The 18784-nt window shown below is 41.2% G+C and carries 15 protein-coding genes; 4 read left to right on the top strand and 11 right to left on the bottom strand.

Annotated elements, in window-relative coordinates:
- Positions 1-36 precede the first annotated feature (36 nt).
- From AC570H_RS04265 to AC570H_RS04255, 3 genes are all read left to right on the top strand, one after another.
- Positions 37-1326, top strand: coding sequence for a hypothetical protein (locus tag AC570H_RS04265; RefSeq protein ID WP_497352046.1), 1290 nt, complete (start codon positions 37-39; stop codon positions 1324-1326).
- Between the two features lie 22 nt (positions 1327-1348).
- Positions 1349-2368 (top strand): LacI family DNA-binding transcriptional regulator, encoded by a 1020-nt coding sequence (locus AC570H_RS04260; RefSeq protein WP_497352044.1) that lies wholly within the window; start codon positions 1349-1351, stop codon positions 2366-2368.
- Positions 2369-2480: 112 nt separating this feature from the next.
- Complete coding sequence (locus AC570H_RS04255; protein WP_497352042.1) at positions 2481-3554, top strand: phosphotransferase enzyme family protein; 1074 nt, start codon at positions 2481-2483, stop codon at positions 3552-3554.
- Positions 3555-3701: 147 nt separating this feature from the next.
- Here the strand turns inward: AC570H_RS04255 and AC570H_RS04250 are convergent, their stop codons facing one another.
- The 7 genes from AC570H_RS04250 to AC570H_RS04220 form a co-directional block, all read right to left on the bottom strand.
- Positions 3702-5054, bottom strand: coding sequence for a Gfo/Idh/MocA family protein (locus AC570H_RS04250; protein ID WP_497352040.1), 1353 nt, complete (start codon positions 5052-5054; stop codon positions 3702-3704).
- A 48-nt stretch (positions 5055-5102) separates the two neighbouring features.
- Positions 5103-6638 (bottom strand): arylsulfatase, encoded by a 1536-nt coding sequence (locus tag AC570H_RS04245; RefSeq protein WP_497352038.1) that lies wholly within the window; start codon positions 6636-6638, stop codon positions 5103-5105.
- A gap of 101 nt (positions 6639-6739) precedes the next feature.
- Positions 6740-9067 (bottom strand): beta-galactosidase, encoded by a 2328-nt coding sequence (locus AC570H_RS04240; RefSeq protein WP_497352036.1) that lies wholly within the window; start codon positions 9065-9067, stop codon positions 6740-6742.
- A 254-nt stretch (positions 9068-9321) separates the two neighbouring features.
- Positions 9322-10623, bottom strand: coding sequence for a hypothetical protein (locus tag AC570H_RS04235; RefSeq protein ID WP_497352034.1), 1302 nt, complete (start codon positions 10621-10623; stop codon positions 9322-9324).
- A gap of 75 nt (positions 10624-10698) precedes the next feature.
- The gene (locus AC570H_RS04230) at positions 10699-11349 is read right to left on the bottom strand and encodes a DUF1349 domain-containing protein (protein ID WP_497352032.1); all 651 of its coding nucleotides are present in this window, start codon (positions 11347-11349) and stop codon (positions 10699-10701) included.
- 75 nt (positions 11350-11424) lie between these two features.
- Positions 11425-11637 (bottom strand): hypothetical protein, encoded by a 213-nt coding sequence (locus AC570H_RS04225; protein ID WP_497352030.1) that lies wholly within the window; start codon positions 11635-11637, stop codon positions 11425-11427.
- 56 nt (positions 11638-11693) lie between these two features.
- Positions 11694-12374 carry an HAD family hydrolase gene (locus tag AC570H_RS04220; protein WP_497352028.1) on the bottom strand — a complete coding sequence of 227 codons (681 nt, stop codon included), beginning with the start codon at positions 12372-12374 and terminating at the stop codon, positions 11694-11696.
- Between the two features lie 113 nt (positions 12375-12487).
- Here AC570H_RS04220 and AC570H_RS04215 point away from each other — a divergent pair, with 113 nt between their 5' ends.
- A complete protein-coding gene (locus tag AC570H_RS04215) occupies positions 12488-13249 on the top strand; it encodes a DeoR/GlpR family DNA-binding transcription regulator (RefSeq protein ID WP_497352026.1) in 762 nt (253 codons plus the stop codon).
- Positions 13250-13375: 126 nt separating this feature from the next.
- Here AC570H_RS04215 and AC570H_RS04210 read toward each other — a convergent pair whose 3' ends face one another.
- The 4 genes from AC570H_RS04210 to bla all read right to left on the bottom strand — a co-directional run bounded on the left by AC570H_RS04210 (position 13376) and on the right by bla (position 18706).
- Positions 13376-16021, bottom strand: a complete 2646-nt coding sequence (locus AC570H_RS04210) for an outer membrane beta-barrel protein (protein ID WP_497352024.1) — start codon at positions 16019-16021, stop codon at positions 13376-13378.
- Between the two features lie 4 nt (positions 16022-16025).
- A complete protein-coding gene (locus AC570H_RS04205) occupies positions 16026-17030 on the bottom strand; it encodes a FecR family protein (RefSeq protein ID WP_497352022.1) in 1005 nt (334 codons plus the stop codon).
- A gap of 56 nt (positions 17031-17086) precedes the next feature.
- A complete protein-coding gene (locus AC570H_RS04200; RefSeq protein ID WP_497352020.1) occupies positions 17087-17710 on the bottom strand; it encodes an RNA polymerase sigma-70 factor in 624 nt (207 codons plus the stop codon).
- Positions 17711-17827: 117 nt separating this feature from the next.
- Entirely contained in the window at positions 17828-18706 is an 879-nt protein-coding gene (gene bla, locus AC570H_RS04195; RefSeq protein ID WP_497352018.1) for a subclass B3 metallo-beta-lactamase, read from the bottom strand.
- Between the last annotated feature and the right edge of the window lie 78 nt (positions 18707-18784).

The following is an 18784-nucleotide window of genomic DNA, read 5'->3' as shown; positions in this document are numbered from 1 at the left end:
CAAGCTAAGCAACTACAAAACAACTACTTACAAGCAATGAAAACTAATTATGGACAAGCCATCAAACTCAACTTTTTTCGGCAACTGGATATTTGTTGCCAAAAGATTGCGGAAAAGATGGGCGATAAGTCTATTAATGAGTGGACAAATGCTGATTATGTAAGGCTAAGTGGCGCTTTATTGAGAAAAACAAAAATTAATTTAAGCGAAAATACACTCAAAAGGATCTTCGGAAAATTAAAAACTTCTGATCGGTACCAGCCACAAAAAGCTACCCGTGATGCGCTTGCCCAATTTATAGGGTATAGGGATTGGTACGAGTTTGAATTGCTGCATCCCATAAATGATACACAAAAAACAAACCAAGGCCTAAACCCTGATACGGCTTTTCACTCTAAGCTTAAGTCATTCCTGCCTTATTTGGCACTGTTCATCATTGTTGTGTTGGGTGGCCTGTTTTTTATTTTGCGCGTGAAGAAAGAAGAACCAAATATCAAGTTAAACTGTTTAAACCCAGTGGGACAGACACCGCATTCGGCACTTTTCAAACTGAATGCCAAGGGTAATCTGCCTGGTCCGCTCTCGCTTTTCACAATTGATTTCGAAGATGCGAGAACCAAGCCCGCTCATTTTACCGATACGGTATTGGCACACTACTATGAAATACCAGGCCGCTACTATCCTATGCTTTACTACAAGGATAAAGTTTTAGATACGGCCTGCGTATACTTGCAAACCAAGGGCTGGACGGCCACCGCCTCTCTCCCTTTGGATACCACAAGAGTTTATCCCATTGCGCAAAGCGGCTTTAACAACGGACAATTACTTTACATCAATGCCAAGGCAATTGGCAATGCCGGTGCCGATACCACAAAAACCTTTTTTGTAACCTTCGCCAATATCAGGCCTACCGCCATAGATGGAGATAATTTTGAACTGAATGCCAAGCTAACAGGATCAGCCGTACGGCCTGGCATAAGATGTTCAGAAGCTGATTTGACCATTTACGGAGAAAAAGACAAACATTATTTAGGCATTATTAAGCCCGAATGCGTAGCTTGGACTTCGTATAAGTTTTCAGAACGCCAACAAGAAGGTAGAAAAAATGATTTGAGGGCATTAGGTTATGATTTGAGCACGGGCGCACAGGTAAAGCTCCGGATAGAAAAACGAAATGTAGGTTTCTACATTAATTCAAAAAAAATATTCCAAACCACTTATGGCAAAACAATTGGTAAAATAATGGGCATTAAAATCGTATTTTCGGGCGTTGGAAAAGCCGAAAACCTAAGCATAAAGGACCTTCGTACGGGCGAGACCTTATAATAGAAACATTTAAAATTGAACTATGAGCAATAAACCAGCTACAATTAAAGAGATTGCAAAAATTTTAAATCTATCTGCCTCATCGGTATCGAGGGCATTGCACGATCACTCGAGCATTGGCCTAACCACTCGTATGCGCGTAAAGCAATTGGCCAAAGAACTGAATTATGTGCCAAACCAAAAGGCTATTTTTTTCCAAAAAGGCAAAACCTTTACTTTAGGTGTAATCGTTCCAGAATTATCCGAATCTTTTTTCTCTGAAGCCGTAAGCGGAATCGAAGATTATGCCCTTAAAAAAAACTACAGTGTGCTGATTGCCCAATCGCACGATGACCTTGAAAAAGAAATCATACTGGCCGAGAAATTCAAAAGCCACCGTGTAGACGGCTTATTGGTGTCATTGGCTAAAACCACGTTCAACATCGACCATTTTAAGCAGTTCGAAGATCTCAATATCCCAATCGTATTTTTCGACCGTATTCCTCCGGTTAAAAACATCCACTATGTGGCCTGTAACATGGAAAACGGCACTTATGATGCGGTTAACTTCCTACTGAAGAAAAAACACCGTTCCATCGGCATGATCAATGGCCCGGAAACATTAAATGCTTCTACCCAACGTAGGGATGGCTATATCCAAGCCATGGTTAAAAACCGACTGAAGTTTGATCCAAGCCTGATCGTGAACTGTGATTTGACAGAAAAATCGACACAGGAAGCCATGGACAAACTGCTGAACAACAAGAGAAAGCCGACCGCCATTGTAACCTTTAACGATTATGTGGCGCTATACGCGATTAAATATGCCAGGTTATTGGGGATCAAAATCAACGATGAAATTGATTTCGTCAGCTATGCCAACCTGCCGATTATTCATTACATGGATTATTATCCAATTGCATCTGTAGAACAAAACCCTTACCAACAGGGTTACCGGGCATCAGAAATCTTATTAGACCTGCTAACCAAAAAGAAATCAGAAAACGAGGAAAAAGAGGCCTATTACCACATTACGATAGACCCTGAGCTAATTTTGCATTAACATTTAAATAGCAGGAATACAGGCTATCAGGGGCATAAAAATCAAGCAAACGTTTGCGTTCAAACTTCATCTAACGTTTAGTTATGTTTGAAGAATAAGAACCACTTATTCAATGCTTGAAACTGTACTGCTCAAATTTGGACTAGATATCTCAGATTGCCTTGTGCTACCCGTTGGCAATGGATTAATTAACCAAACTTGGAAAATTAGCCATAACAATAGGGAGTACATCTTACAAAAGGTAAATACTGATGTTTTCAAGGATCCAAAGATCATAGATGAGAACCTCAACAAACTCAAATCTTTTCTCGAACAACATTTCCCAGATTATATTTTTATTGCGCCGTTAAAGGCCCCAAGCGGAAGCACATTGGTTGAAACCAGTGAAGGTGCGTTTAGGATTTTTGATTTCGTTAAAAACTCCATTACCCTTAATACGGCCGAAAATGCGCAACAGGCTTACGAAGCTGCCAAACAGTTTGGCAAGTTCAGCAGGTTGCTGTCTGGATTTGACGCGAGTACCCTACATCCTACCATACCAGATTTCCATAACTTACAGTTAAGGTATAATCAATTTAAAACCGCACTTGAAAGTGCAAATGCCGAGAGGTTAAAAACTGCTGCAACTGCGATTGATGCCGTTGAGCAACGCAATGAGATCCTTCAGAAGTATTTGGACATCCTTAGCCAGAAACTGCAAGTTCCGCTCAGGGTAATCCACCATGACACGAAGATTTCTAACGTACTTTTTGACCATGATGGCAAAGGCTTATGCGTAATAGACCTGGATACCGTGATGCCAGGCTATTACATTAGCGATATTGGCGATATGATGCGCACCTATCTTTCTCCATTATCAGAAGAATCGGTTGAATTTGACCAGATCGAAATCAGAAAGGTCTTCTTTATGGCAATTTACAAAGGCTATATGTCTGAAATGGCCGATATATTGAGCCCTACGGAGAAAGAACTGTTTATTTATGCCGGCCAATTCATTATCTACATGCAAGCCGTTCGCTTTTTAACCGATTACCTCAACAACGATGTTTATTATGGTGCACGTTATGAAACCCATAACCTCGATCGCGCCAAAAACCAGATCAAGTTGCTAGAAGAATATACGCAAAACAGTAAGGAACTTCATTCGATGATAGAACAGATCAGCGATTTGACCAATATCTCTTAAAATATCAAACGTTTGCGCCAAAAAACAGCCTAAAATCTGTCTTTAGACGATCTTTTAAAACACAAAAAAACTCTCCCAAAAATTTACCAAATGAAAAAAGGCACCGAATTCGGTGCCTTTTTCTTTTTCATAAGTAGAGGTAGGGTATTAAAAACCGCTGTCGTCGAGAGCGAAAGTATTTTTCCTGTCGGCCCATTTGCCTTTGGTAAAATCTGGGAACTTTTGAGGAGCGTTTCCTTCTTTCAATGATTTGGTAGATAATGGGGTGATTACGCTCATGGTTACCGAATCGTAAACATCAATAGGTGTTTGTTTCTTTAGTTTTACTGCTTGTACAAAGCCGTTAAACACAAACCAGTCCATTCCACCATGGCCGGCACCTACAGCTTCTTTTTCGTATTTTTTCCATAGCGGATGGTCGTATTTTTCTAACCATGGTTGTGCAGGCTCCCAAACATCGTTTTTCTTGGCCTGTTCTTCAATGTAGATCGATTTGTTTACATCCATCCAGATCCCTTCTGTACCCTGTACCCTAAAACCTAGGGAATAAGGTCTTGGCAAGTGGGTATCATGACTGAGCAATACGGTTTCGCCATTGGCGCAATTGATCAATGTAGTGGTAACATCACCATTTTTATAATTGATTTTCGAATTCGGGTGGCCCGGCGAAAGATCGTTTACATAAGAAGCCAAACCACGAGCTTTAGAGCTGAAAGAAACCAAGTTGGTAAAGCGGTTGCCCCTATTGATATTAGAGTATTGCATAATTGGACCTACGCCGTGGGTTGGATATAAATCGCCATCAACATCAATATTGAACTGGGTTCTCCACTGGGCTTCACTCAAGGCTTTTGGGCCAAATTCTACTCCATTGCCATAATAGCCTTTGCCATCGTTAAAAAGCACATTGCGCAAGTTGTGTTGGTAGCCACCTTCGTAATGTACAATTTCGCCAAACAGATTTTGTCTAACCATATTCAGTACGGCCATCACATCTCTTCTGTAGCAAACATTTTCTAAGGTCATGTAAGGCATACCGGTTTTCTCAGAGGTATTTACAATATCCCAATGGTCTTGAACGGTTAATCCGGCAATTACCTCGCAGCCTACATATTTACCGGCTTTCATGGCATCAACTGCTTGGTCTCTGTGAAACTGCCAAGGTGTGGCAATGATCACAGCGTCGATGTCTTTTCTTTCCAATAGCTTTTTGTAGGCATCTAAGCCACCGGTATACTCTACCGCAGCAGGTCTTCCTTTTTTGGCAATAAACGACCTGCAGCCTTTTAGAGAGCTTTCTTGAGTATCGCAAATAGCTACAATTTCTACGTCGTCGCGAAGACAGCCTTCTGAGATGTGGCTCATGCCTCTTGCTCCTACCCCGATATAGCCTAACCTTACCTTGCCATTATCGGCAGCGAACAATCGCCCTGTAGGTAAGATGCTAAAAGCGGCGGCTCCAGCCATTGCGCTATTCTTAATAAAATCTCTACGTTCCATTTGTTTTCTGTTTTTTGGGTTGATATTTATCTATTGTGTTTAGTTTGTTCAATTTATGTCGGCTCCACCGCCTTTTTTGGGTGCCTTGTTCTCTAAAAACTCCCATTCGATGAGGTGTGCCACCTGATGCTCCTTCTTTACGATCTCATCAAACCGCTTAGCCAGTTCAGGATGCTGTGCAAGCAGATCGGTCGTTTCGTTTCTATCGTCTTTCAGGTTAAAAATCATCCATGGATTTTTCAGGTTTTTGCGCAGGTTTAGCTTTACGCCTTTCCAATCGCCCATTCTAATCGCCAACTGACCGCCATTTTCAGGATATTCCCAATAAATGTATTCACGCTTGGCTTGTTCCTTGTTTTTGCCCAACAGGGTTGGCAACAGCGAAATTCCATCGGTAGCATTGGTTTTGGTTCCGGTTAGCTCTGCCAAGGTAGCCATGAGGTCAAATTGGGCCGAAACATAATCGCTGGTGCTATTTGCAGGAATTTTCCCTGGCCAGCGGGCGATAAAAGGCTCTCTGATCCCTCCTTCAAATACAAACATTTTTGTACCCCTCAAGCTATCCACACTGTTAAAAAAATCCTTATTTACCCCACCATTAAAAGTGGTTCCATTATCACTCGAAAACATGATGATGGTATTTTCATCCAGCCCCAGTTTTTTTACCTGGTCCATGATGATACCTATCTGGTCATCCAAATAGGTAATCATGGCCGCATAGGTAGAATATGGGTATTGGGTAGATGCATATCCTTGCTGACCGTAATAAGGTTGTTCCTTAAACTGGCCAATGTATCGCTTTACATATTCATCAGGTGCCTGCAAAGACACATGCGGAATGGTATAAGGCATATACAAGAAAAACGGCTTGGTTTTGTGTCCGTTAATAAACTCGACCGCTTTTTGGGTCATTAACGCCGGGGCATATTCCTTGCCTTTAAAATAATCGAAATCCTTAGCAGTTGCCTTTGTCGAATCCAAACGTTGGTGAACGTTCATATATGGATTATCTAAAGGCGCTTTCTGGTCGTTTTCCCACAAATGTGAAGGATAAAAATTATGGGCCTGCTTCTGGTCTAAGTAACCATAATAGTAATCAAAACCTTGTTTAAGCGGCGAACCTGTGGTATTGTTCATGCCCAAGCCCCATTTGCCAGTTAACGCGGTAGCATAACCTGCCTGTTTGAGCATTTTTGGAATGGTAAAAGTTCCTTCAGGCAATGGCATCTGCCCTGCTTCTAAACTATCAGGAAAACCGCCCATCTCATAATTACCCCTGATGTAGGAATGTCCGCCGTGTTTGCCGGTTAAGAGCATGCATCGTGCAGGAGCACAAACCGGTGTGCTGGTATAATGCTGCGTAAAACGCATCCCTTCTTTGGCCATTTGATCAAGATGAGGTGTTTTTATTTTTTGCTGGCCATAGGCCCCGATCTCAGCATAACCCAAATCATCTGCATAGATGTAAATGATGTTAGGCAGCCGACCTGATTTAACCTGTTTGCTTTGCTTTTGGGCAAACAAAGTTAGCGTGGGCACAAGAAGGATAGCAAGAAATAAAGTCTTTAGACTAATTGATCTCATCCAGTTTTAAATTCGGTTATTCGGTATTCCAATATTACTGATTTTCAATTGTTTAAAGGAACGCAACATTACACAAACGTTTGATTATGGCTTCTAAATCCTTATAGCCCTTTAAAAAGCGTTTTAGAAAAATAGAGTTTATAGTCTTTGATCCGCCCGTTTGGACCATCCTGCCTTGGCAAAAGCTTTAAGGTGCCAATGGTATACTCCTTGCCCAGGTCTATCACTATCTGATGTGGTGGTTTTGGCGATTTGTCCTGCCATTGGGTATGCCAAATGCTGGTAAACTGTAAATCGAAAACATTTACGGCACTGCCATCGTCGCCGCTTAACTCTTCGCTATCAGCAAATACCACCTTCCAATTGGTTCGTGGAATTTCTTGTCCCTTGGCATCGAGCAATACAATTTCGGCCACTGAAGTATAAGGCTGGCCTCTTTGCTCGGTTAGGGCTTCTAAACAAAAATAGCGGGCGCTAACAGGTTTAAAATTTACGTTCTGCCATTTCGCGTTGTTTTCAAAAGTACCAGTGGCAACAGCCTGTTGTGCTGCTGGTATCCATTGCTGATTGGCTTTTCGATGTACTTGCTGCTGGCTTTCGTTTACCTGGTCTAAAATCGGATGGTCTAAAAAGGAAAGTGATGGTTTTGCCAAGCCAACCAAATCAAAAATAACGACTTCGTTCTGTCCTTTCTTTAACCAGCTGGCTGGCACCAACATGGTTTGCGTTGGACCAATGTTCCAAAAGCGGCCTAGGCAATTTCCGTTTATCCAAACCAGCCCCTTGTTCCATTTGCTTACATCTAAATAAGTATCGAGTAGGTTATTTGCGGTAAAAATGCCCTTATAGAAAATAGCACCAGCTGGTTTTTGTGCCTTAAAAGGCTCGTACTTTAATGGGATGTTATTTTCTCCCAGCCTGATCGGATAGTTCTTCCACGATTTTAATACCGTTTTTTTATTGTTTTCTGTTAAAACAACCGCTCCGTGAATTCCCTTACGATCGTGCATGGCATAGCCATAATTTACCCTTCCAGTGGCTTCTACCAAAACCTTTAGCACAGACATTTTAGCACGTGCGGGAATTTCGATGCTAAATTTGTTTTTGCGCCTGTCTAAAGTTCCAATCAATTTATCATTGACATAGACCAAGGCATAATCATGGATATCCTTAAAGCTTAGCAACGCTTTTGCACCCGCTTTGAGATTAGTTTGATAAAGCACTGCTCCAAAATCTTGGTTCAGGTCTTCCATTAATAAAGTTGTATCGCTGTTTACTGCTTTGGGCAGGTTTTTATTTAAAGCCGCAATGGCCGTAAATTTTACAGGTGCCAGTTGCTGAAAGCGATGGGTTGCCGGTATGGCAGGCAGCGTCTCTCCTTCTTGGAGATATTTGCCGAACAGCTCTCTAATGGCATAGAATTTCTCTGTAGGATTACCTGCTTCATCTATCGGTGCATCATAATCGTAGCTGCTGGTTTGTGGCAGGTATGGTGGCGCATTGGCTCCGCTGTAAGTACCGAAAGTTGTACCGCCATGAGCCATATAAATACTAAATGAAGCTTTTTGATCGAGCATGTATTTGAGCTCATCTACAATTCTTTTGGTATCGCCTTTATGGTGTGGCCTGCCCCAGCTATCGAACCAGCCCGGGTAATATTCGCCACACATCAAAGGACCTGTTGGCTGAATGGCTCTTAAGGCTTTAAAATTGGCTGCCGGATCGCTTCCAAAGTTCACCACCGCGAAAAGTCCTTCGGGATGATCGTTTTTGAGTTGCGAAGGTCCATCGCAATGGAACAAAGGTACACTGAAGCCCGCTTCTTGCAGGTAAGATTTAATGGTATTCATATAAACCTTGTCGCTGCCATAGCTGCCGTATTCATTTTCTACCTGTACCATGATGATATTACCACCTTTGCTAATTTGCAGAGGTGCCAATTCTTTACCTACGGCTTTGATATATTTTTTTGCCCTCTCCAAAAAATAAGGGTGCTGGGTACGCAATTGAATGGTCTTGTCTTTGAGCAACCACCAAGGGAAACCGCCAAATTCCCATTCGGCACAAGAATAGGGTCCTGGTCTTAAAATAACGTATAAGCCTTCTTCTTTGGCCAATCTGCAAAACTCAGCAGCATCGCTTTGCCCCTGCCAGGTAAACTGATCGGGCTGTTTCTCATGGATATTCCAAAAAAGATAAGCACAAACCGTGTTTAGGCCCATGGCCTTTGCCATTTGTAGGCGGTTGCGCCATTCGGTTTTAGGAATACGGGCAAAATGCATTTCGCCACAGCGGATCACATACGGTTTGCCATTCAGTTCAAAGGCTTCGGTGCCAATGGCGAAAGTTTGGTTTTTAGCTTGTCCCACTGCATTCATTGCCATCACAACAAGCAATAAGGAGAATAAAAGTCTTTTGATGTTTAGCATCAGTTGATTTTGGTTTGGTTAGGTTTCTTTCTTCAATAATACCCATTTACGCTAAGTTTAGCCCGGCTTAACATTACACAAACGTTTGATTGATGCCCATTTTTTAATGATTTCTTAACCTCAAACAAAAAGAAACCACCTTACAAATCAATTGGAAGGTGGTTTCTTTAATTAAAACGATTTGATTAATCCTTCAGGAAGGAAATTTCTTTATGGGAAAACGATGCTTCCCAATCTTGCCAATTTAAATTGCTTTATTTTGTTTTGAACTTTACATATAAAGGTTTTAAAGGATAGCCCTTGGCCGATTTAAAGCCTCTTCCTGTAATTACGAAATCGTATTCGGTACCTGCCTTTAAATCAAGGTTGATGATAATACTGCTTCCATCGTCGGCAAATTTGCCCATACTTGTAATCGGATAATGATCATCGCCTAGCTTACCCCCATCTATGGAATAGCGTTTGGTACTCATCAATTCTGAAAAAACAACTGTCATTTGTTTTACATTGGGGTCTACATTCTGGTCGCCATTGGCAAAAGGCTCCAACCTCAATACATAAGGTTGCTTGGCTTCAAAAGCCTTCAATAGTTCCTCTACATTAAAACCTTCGGCATAGTATTTAGATTTTTCTAAGAAAGTGCTTAAAACCTTAGGGTCGCTGTAGTTAAGCGCTATGATTTCTTTAATGGCTTTTTTCTTGTCGCTAGCTTGGTTATAATAACTTTTACAGATGGAATAGCCCATAAAATAACCTAAATCGGCCACTTTTACGCCGGCACCATTGTACAGCCAATTCCCAACAGCAGTGGTAAACATCTCTTCTTTAAACTGTTTTTTCAACTCGCTTTCATTTGCGACACCATAAACCGCATAATTGGCACTTAAAGGCTTATTCGTTACCAATTCGGTGATAAAATCGCAGGCTCCTTCCCTAATGCTTTGTCCCAAAAGGCTTCCCGAATAACCAGTCTGTTGGGTATGCACATATTCATGAACATTTAATCGAACCAAATTTGCATCGGTATTTGCCTGAAACACCCCGCGCAACCAGTTGTCTGGAAATTCGGATGCATCTGTCTGAGGATTTCCAGTGGCTATTTCGGCTCCTACCAACACCATTCCATTGCTTACGGTACCACCCGAACGCAAACCACCTATAGTAAAATACATTTTGGCATCTTTAAGTTCTGGATAGAGCTTCTTGAATTGGTTAATGCTTTTTTCGATTTCCTTTTCTTTGTTTTTAATGGTGAGGGTATTTGGACGAATGGAATTCCAAAACTTGGGATATTTGCGAATGAGCGATACATATAATGGCGCATCGTAATCTCTCGCCTTCATAAAGGCTTTTAGCCCTTGGGAGGCTTTATCAACGTAGAGCGTTTGGATATAATCAAGCTGTTTAACACTGTCGGTAGTGGTTCTTGCGTTATCAAAGGCTTTCCAAAAATTGTCAATATCAGTGGTAAATACTTTTTGCTGGCTTTGAGCCTTTGCCAGCTGCCCCCAAATAAGGGCGATTAAGATCATTAAAATAGATTTGTAGATTTTCATTAAAGTCTGTCTTTTTCCAAAAGACACGCCTACCTACCCAATTGTTGCATCTGGTTTTGTCTAAAATAAAAAATTTTATCCTCCGTTTTTCTTCAGCCATTCCAGCCTGCGCTGATCTGGCAAATGCTTAACGGTAAAATTTTCAAATTTTGCTTCAAAGCCATTTCCATCAGGACTGGCGGCCATCAAACCCACCATTACCGGATGATTGTCTTTTAAAGGCGCATTGCGCAACATGGTATAGGTTTTATCGTCTAACGAATAATAAATTTCAACCGCATCAAGCCTTCTGATCGCCTTGATCCAAATAAATGGTGGCACTTTATCTAAGGTAGTTACACTCCAATCGCTGGTGGTATGCGTAACTACGGCACTTACGTTAAACTTGCCATCTACAAACTCGACACCCGTTTTAATGTAATTTTCGTGATCGGTACGGATCATCAGTCCCATTTGGTCAAACCTGGCTTTATAGGCACCGGTTAGTTTTACCTTGGTTTCGAATTCGCCCCCATAGTTGGCATAATAGAATGGCGCATCGTCAACAGTAAAGCCATAATGCGAAATACGCCAGTAATCACTTTGAGGCGTTACCTGCATGGTAAGCACATTATTTTTAACTTCCCACTTGCTGGGCTCGTTAAACCATTGCATCTTCTCCAAACTTTGGGCATTAACTTGTTGCAAAGCAACAATAGAAAGGGCTGTAATCAGTAGTTTTTTCATTTCCGTGTTTTAGGGTTTGGCCACTAAAATAATGAAATGCTGGCAATGTACGCAACCATAATCAGCCCTATTCGCCTATTTCTTTGGCTTTTGCTTTTGCGGATCTGTTGGCCTTGTGCGGTTGCCATGACCATCTGTTTGGGTAGAACTGCCATAAGCAGTTGGCCTGGCTCCTGTTGGATGTTCATTTTCGTGAGAACGGTTTAATGCATCGGGCACTTGTTCTTCTTGCTGTGGTAGTTTTTTCTTTTGCTTTTCCATCGCTGAGGCCAACATGCCTTTATGCATGCCAGCTTCTTAACAAGGAATTAAACGGGGAAAATGTTTTAGGTTTTTAAAACGAACTAACAAGAAACTGCCTGAGCCAATTCTTTGATCCGGTTTGCGTTAATGCTGGTAAAATCAGCCACTGTTAAATCGGTTAGTGGAGCCAACTCTGCGTCGGTATGTGTGGTAGTTACGCCAATTACACGCATCCCTGCACTTTTAGCCGACTGGATACCCGAAAAAGAATCTTCAAAAACGATACAGTTATTTACATCTACTCCTAAACGTTCGGCTGTTTTAAGGTAAACCTCTGGGTGTGGTTTTGAATTTTGTACTTGTGAAGCGTCGGTAATCAAGGTGAAATATGGCGTAACCGCTGCCATTTCCAACACTACCTTTACATTTTCCATTGGCGATGAAGTAGCAATGGCAATCTTAATTCCAGCCTTCAACAAATCTTCTACAAAGGTCTTAAAACCTGCTACAATGGCTCCCTCTGATCTGTATTTTTCTAAAACACCAGCACCTACTTTTTGCAGATAAGCGCCTAATTGTTCTTCATTTAAGCCCTGTTCAAATACCAATTGCAAAGTATCTCTTCCCAACCGGCCAAATACATAATGGTTCAGCTGTTCGTCGGTTAATGCAATTTGATGCGATTCGAAAAAAGTTCTCCAGGTAGCCGTAATCAGTGGGTTACTGTCTACAATAACGCCGTCCATATCAAAGATAACGGCAATTTGAGGATTGTTATTCATGTGTGTTTAATTTTAAGATTGCAATAATTTGCAATATTTACATACAAAAATAGCATAATACAGCAGAAATATTGCAATTTATTTGCAATTATTTTTACTAATATTGCATTACTATGCAAAGTTTAAGCAAAGAAGAGCGCCAACAGGTTATTTTAGAGCAGGTTTCTGATGCCCGTAAGGCAGACATGAAATCGTTGAGCCAAAGGCTTTCGGTATCTACCGATACCATTAGAAGGGATATTAAGGAATTGGCTGATCAAGGATTGTTAAAGGCTACGCGTGGAGGTGCCATTGCACACTCTCCTATCCCTGTCCATTTTCGCGATCGCGAAAAATATGATGTCAGTGGCAAGCAGCAGATTGCCTTAAAGGCGATTTCTCAGCTCAAAGACGGCCAGGTTGTGCTCTTTGATGGAGGTACCTCTACCTTGGCTATTGCCATGAACCTGCCCAAAGAGCTTCAAATTACCGTAATTACTAATAGTTTTCCGGTAGTGAATGTCCTGGAAGACCATCCGAATGTGGAGGTTATTTTTGCTGGTGGTCGTTTAATTAAACCTGGCTTTAATACTTCTGGACCTGAAACTATGCAGGCTTTTGAAAGCATCAGAGCCGACATCTGCTTCTTATCCATTTACAGTATCCATGCCGAAGTAGGAATTACCAGTCGCCAGTATGAAGATTCCTTGATGAAAAAAACAATGGTCAAAACCTCTAGAAAAGTGATTGGCTTGGCTACTCTAAATAAAATGAATACCGCAGAAGCATTTTTCATCTGCCCGGTTACCGATTTGGATATGCTCATTACCGATGCCACCGATCTGCAGGAAGAACTTACTTTAAGTTTCAAGAAAAAAGGGATTGAGTTGCTTTAGTTATTGGTTGTTAGTTGTTAGTTTTTAGTTGTTAGTTGCTGGTTGTCGGTTGTTAGTTTTTAGTTGTTGGTTGTTAGTTGAACAACTAATCTGCAATTGACTGAGCTATTTTATGTGACAAACCAGCTATTGATTGCCAATTCTTCGTTTTTCGTCTTCGCTACTTTCTTCAATTTTCTTGTTGCTAAATTTCTTACCTACACTAAAATTATAATTAAGCGTTAAACTGAACGTTCGCGTTGGTCTCTTTTGATAGAAATCGATCCGTGTGCCTGCATATTCGGTAACATTTTTTTCTCTGAACGTATTGAATACATCTGAAGCATAAAGACGGGCCTGCAGGTTTTTTTTCAAGAACCGCCTAGTTAGGCCAACATCAGTTATAAAGAGGTAGGCAAAATGGGTATTTGCCGCAACATAAGGCGATCGATAATCAAATGAAGCGTCTACATCAAATACATTTTTGAAAACAAATGTATGTTGCGACCGTGCAAACATGGCCGTTTGCCTGATTTTAAAGTCATTGAGCCGATAAGAAAGATCATAAACCGAAAAGCCATTATTTGTAGACCAAAATGAATTTATTTTGAGGGGTACATTTAGCGAAAAGCCATATTCATAGCTGTTGTTAAAATTTCGGGTTTGGTATTCGATGGTTTTATTTGCTACCGGATTGGCCAATTGGGCAATCTTATCTGTGGTGAGCGAATAATATACATCAGCAAAAATTCCTTTTACAAAAGTTGTTCCCAGCTCTACCTTGTGCGTGTATTCGGGCATAAGATCAGGGTTGCCCAGCTGTGTGAGGTAATCATCAAACTGAACCCGATAAGGATTAAGGTCGGCAAAAGAAGGGCGTTGCAGCCTGCGGGAGTAATTGAGAAAAATTGAAGTACCTTTTTCTTCGTTCAATTGCCTCATGATAAACAGGGAAGGAAAAAAACTGAGGTAATTCCTTTTAAACTCTTCATTGGCTGTGATCGAATTCCCATTCATTTGAGTTTGTTCGGCCCTTAAACCCAATTTGATACTGGTTTTGCCCATCTTGTGCACTATCGAAGCATAACCCATAGAAAGGTATTCCTTATAGATGAACCGATTGCTCAAGCCGGTGTTAACCACCCAATTTCCAGCAATGTAGTCTTCGTTGAGCACTTCATTATCTCTTTTGGTGGCTACAAATTTCAATCCGGTTTTAAACTCCCAATTCTTGGTAAACATTTTGGTGAAATCTGTTTGCACACTATACAAATTGGTCGTATTTGGGGTATTGTTTCGAAAAGTAGAGTTTTTCTCTGGAACCGTATAAACCGAAACAAAATCGTTAAGCTCGGTTTTGGTGCTATAAATATAATCGCCAATTACTTTTAGCGAAGAGCCTAAAGTATCGAGTTTTAAGGAATAATTGATGGTTGTATTGTTTTGTTGCGGCTTCCTGTACCATTCAGACCTGGCCGCCCCGGTTAAAGGCTGGTTGCTGTTACTTACATCGATATTGGTATCAAAATACTGGTTCAACTTGCTATTGCCTTGCATATTTTGTATGCTGATAAACTGGTCTTTTGATAGATCGTAACTTGCGCCTACACGATAAAAAAACCTGTTATTGTTATTGTATCTATTGGTAAAACTTTCATAACGACTCTGGTCTGCATAGCTGATTTTTGTGCTTGCTATATAATCGCTTTCATCCTTACCGGCAGAAACATTACCAAAAAGATATAGGCTTTTTACCTTATAGTTGAGTGTTGCGTTGCCACTGTAAGCGCCTCGCTCCACTTGCTGCCTGTATTGCGAAGAAACGGAACCTAATAATCCATCTTGCCTCGATCTCTTTAAAATTATATGGACAATACCTCCAGATCCCTCTGCTTCGAACTCTGATGGCGGGTTAGAAATGATCTCGATCTTGCTGATATCCTCAGAACGTAAGGTACGCAGGTAATCGGCCAAATCGCTTTGCGACATGCGCTGCACCACATCGTTGATCATTACCATAACAGACTGGTTGCCTCTTAATTTGATCGCGCCATCGGCGCTTACCCACAAACCCGGGGATTTCTGCAAAACCTCTAAAGCATTATTCCCTAAAGCAAGTACGCTCCCTTCTACATTTACCACAAAACGATCGGCTTTTCTTTCAATCAAAGGACGGTTTCCTGTTACGTTTACCGTAGCCAATGTTTTTGCTTCCTGCTTCATGGCAATGCGTTTCAGCGCCGATGTATCCGGATAAACAAAGCCGAGCACTAAATTCTCATAGCCCAAAGAAGAGGCTTTCAGTTCATACTGAACGTTATTTTCGAAAGCATAAGCCAATTGAAAATAGCCATTTTCATTGCTCGTGCTTCCAGCAACATAGGTTTTGTCTTTTAGCAGGCCAATTGACGCAAAAGTTACCGGTTTGTTGTGCTGATCCATCAACCTGCCAGAAATAGAGACCTCTGATTTTTGATCGGCTGATTTTAAGGTTTTGCTGCCAATAACGATCAGGTTTTCGGCGATTTGTTTGTAAAAGAGTTTTTTATCTATGAGGATTTCATCCAATATGGCAGCCACTGTTTTTTGGTTCGCATCGATGCTAACGAAAATAGAATCGGCCACTACATCATCACTGTACACGATATTATACCGACTGGCATCTTGTATCTGTTGCAGTACTTTTTTAATGGGCTGAGCCTGTGCCTTGATCGAAATGCGTTTGTTTTGAGCCACTGCCACAACCGATGCGAGCATTGCCATACAGGTAATGGCTATTATTTTGTAGTTCATCGGCTTATTTGATTACAACTTTCTGTTCGGTAATCTGATAATTAAAAGGGTATGAAAGCCTTAGGGCCTCCAAGGCATCTTTCAATGGTTCATCGGTGAATGAACCACTAAACCTTTTGTTTTTGAGCTGCTCGTTCTGGATTTCGATTTTCACCTTGTACCTGATTTCCATTTGCAATACCAAGTCTTTCAGTTTTTCTTTTTTGAAGACCAGCGAATCTTGTGTCCACTTGATGACGGCATTTTCCGTAACCGGATTCATGGCTAGCATTTTGGCATGGCCAACATCGGCTCCAGCCGTAAAAACCAGTTTGTGGTTGGGCCTCAGCAAAATGCTTTTTGATTGACCACTGTCGGTTACTTCTATCAGCCCCCTAATTAAGGCCACTTCTAATTTCTTTGCAGGTTCAACTGCTTTTACATTAAAAGCCGTTCCTTTCACCTTGATATTGATATGACCTACTTCTACCGTCAAGGGTACTGCAGCATTTTTAACTACATCAAAAAAGGCCTCCCCTTTTAGTATGATTTTTCGCTGTGTTTGGCCAAAATCAGAATTATAGCTGATGGATGATTGTTGGTTGAGCCAAACCTGGGTGCCATCGGCAAGGGTAACGAATAATTTCTGGTTGCCCGACTGCAGCGTAAGTAATTGCGCTCCGGGTGTTTTTTGGTAGAAACCTCTTATAGCGAAACCGGCAATGAACAAGAGCAATACCGCAGCTGCATATTTGAGCAGGTTACGGCCATTAAAATGATTAATCTTTAGTTTTTTTGTAAGCTGTGGCTCACGCTCCTGAACGGCTATGGTTGCCCATACCTTTTCGAGCTGATGAGCTACATCCATAGTTTGATGTGGCCTGGCTTTAAAATATTGTGTCAACTCCTCTTCCAGCTGCTTAAATTCCGGATTCGCATTTGTTGCTTCCTCCAATTGCTGTTCTTCGGCAGGCGAAATAGCGGCAGTAAGTTTACGGGTCAATAATTTTAAAAAGATTTCTCTTTCCATGATTCTATCGTTAATTACATAAAGGACAACGGCAAATGCTCAACTACCTATCCTGACTAAAATAAAATGGAAAATATAGGATTGGATAGCTTGTTTTTGGGAACAGCGGTCGGGTTATAGCCCAAATAGCTTGTCAACTCATCAGCTATAGCTCTAATTGCCTTGTATACCTGGCCTTCTACCGTTCGCACAGAAAGATTTAAGATTTCGGCCACTTCCCTGCATTTCAAGCCATCTTGTTTAACCATGGCAAAAATCAATTGGCGTTGTGCAGGAAGGTTGGCTATCGCCTGATCTAATTTGGCTTGCAACTGCTTGTTTTCGAGCATGGTTTCTGGCGAATGCTGTACTGGAGTTTCAAATTCATGAGATGGGCGTTCATCGAGGTTCACCAGTTCGGCCCTACCAGATTTCCGCAAAGCGTTTAGGCAGGCGTTTTTTACCGACACATACAAATAGACTTTAGGATTCGCAATTTGATCAAGGCTCGATCGCTTGAGCCAAAGCTTAACAAACAGTTCGGAAACAATTTCTTCGGCTACTTCCTCTTGTTTGACATAAGATGATGAAAACTTGCACAGCAGTTCGTAACTAGCCCTAAACAATTCATCAAAGGCCTTTTTATCGCCTAAAGCAATTGCCTCGAATAAACCTTTTAACTCTTTTGCTCCTTCAGCCATGGGCGAATATAATCCAGTATTTTGCAAGCACTTTCTGATAGGACACCAAAAAGCAGATGATTACTTACCCAAAGATAGAATTTAATTTAAAGGCAATCTGAAAGCCAAATCGGTCCGTTATTTTTGGGACAGCTTTTTATCGTATGCCTTCTGCAAATCAGCCAGTGTTTCATCATAGCCTTTGCGGTCTATGAAGGCTTTAGGATTGTAGGCATCTCCTGGTTTATGCTTTGTATGTAAGTCGAACTGGCTCGCATGTGAAGAAAGCCAGATATCAAAAGTCTGTTTTTTGAGCGAATTTAATGTATAGGCATAATCTTTGGCAATTGTAGGATAAGTATGCACTTCTGAGAACTTTTTATCGGTTACAATGCTCGGCATATTCGCAATAAGTACGCGATAGGTTTTGGTTTTGTCTTTAACATTGAACAAATAGCTGCATGAACCTTTGGTATGCCCAGGATGATGCAACAAAGTGAGTTCCATATTGCCTAATGTTATTTTATCGTTATTATGCAACAATTTATCGGCTTTAACAGGCGCAAAAGTAACTTCACCATTGCCGAGCGCATAATCAGATTTACCACCATCGATCAACACTGGAGCATCTTTTTCATCTACCATCAATTTGGCACCTGTAATTTTCTTAATTGTCGCCATGGCTCCCATGTGATCGTAATGCGCCTGGGTAGTAAGCAGGATCTTAATATCTGAAAATTTAAAGCCCAGCGCCTCCACATTTGCCTTGATTTGTTGGGCCGATGAAGCTAAACCCGTATTGATCAAAATATGTCCTTTTGGCGTTGTAACCAGGTAGCAGGCCAAGTCGTAAGTACCTACATAATAGAGATTGCCTACAATTTGAAAAGGTTTGTAGGGCTTAGCCCAATCGGGATCGGTGCCCGTAGGCTCTTTTACTTGTTGAGCAGTTACAGTAAGGCCGGCAAATAACAAGCCAATGGCCAATAGGGCGATTTTGAAAGGATTCTTTAACATATGTAGGAATAATAACGAAGATAAATATTTTTTAGTCCATGGCTGATAGTCAATAGCTCATAGTTTAGTTGCCTATTT

Source organism: Pedobacter sp. B4419, assembly GCF_059693725.1.
This window is presented reverse-complemented; position numbering and strand designations above follow the sequence as displayed.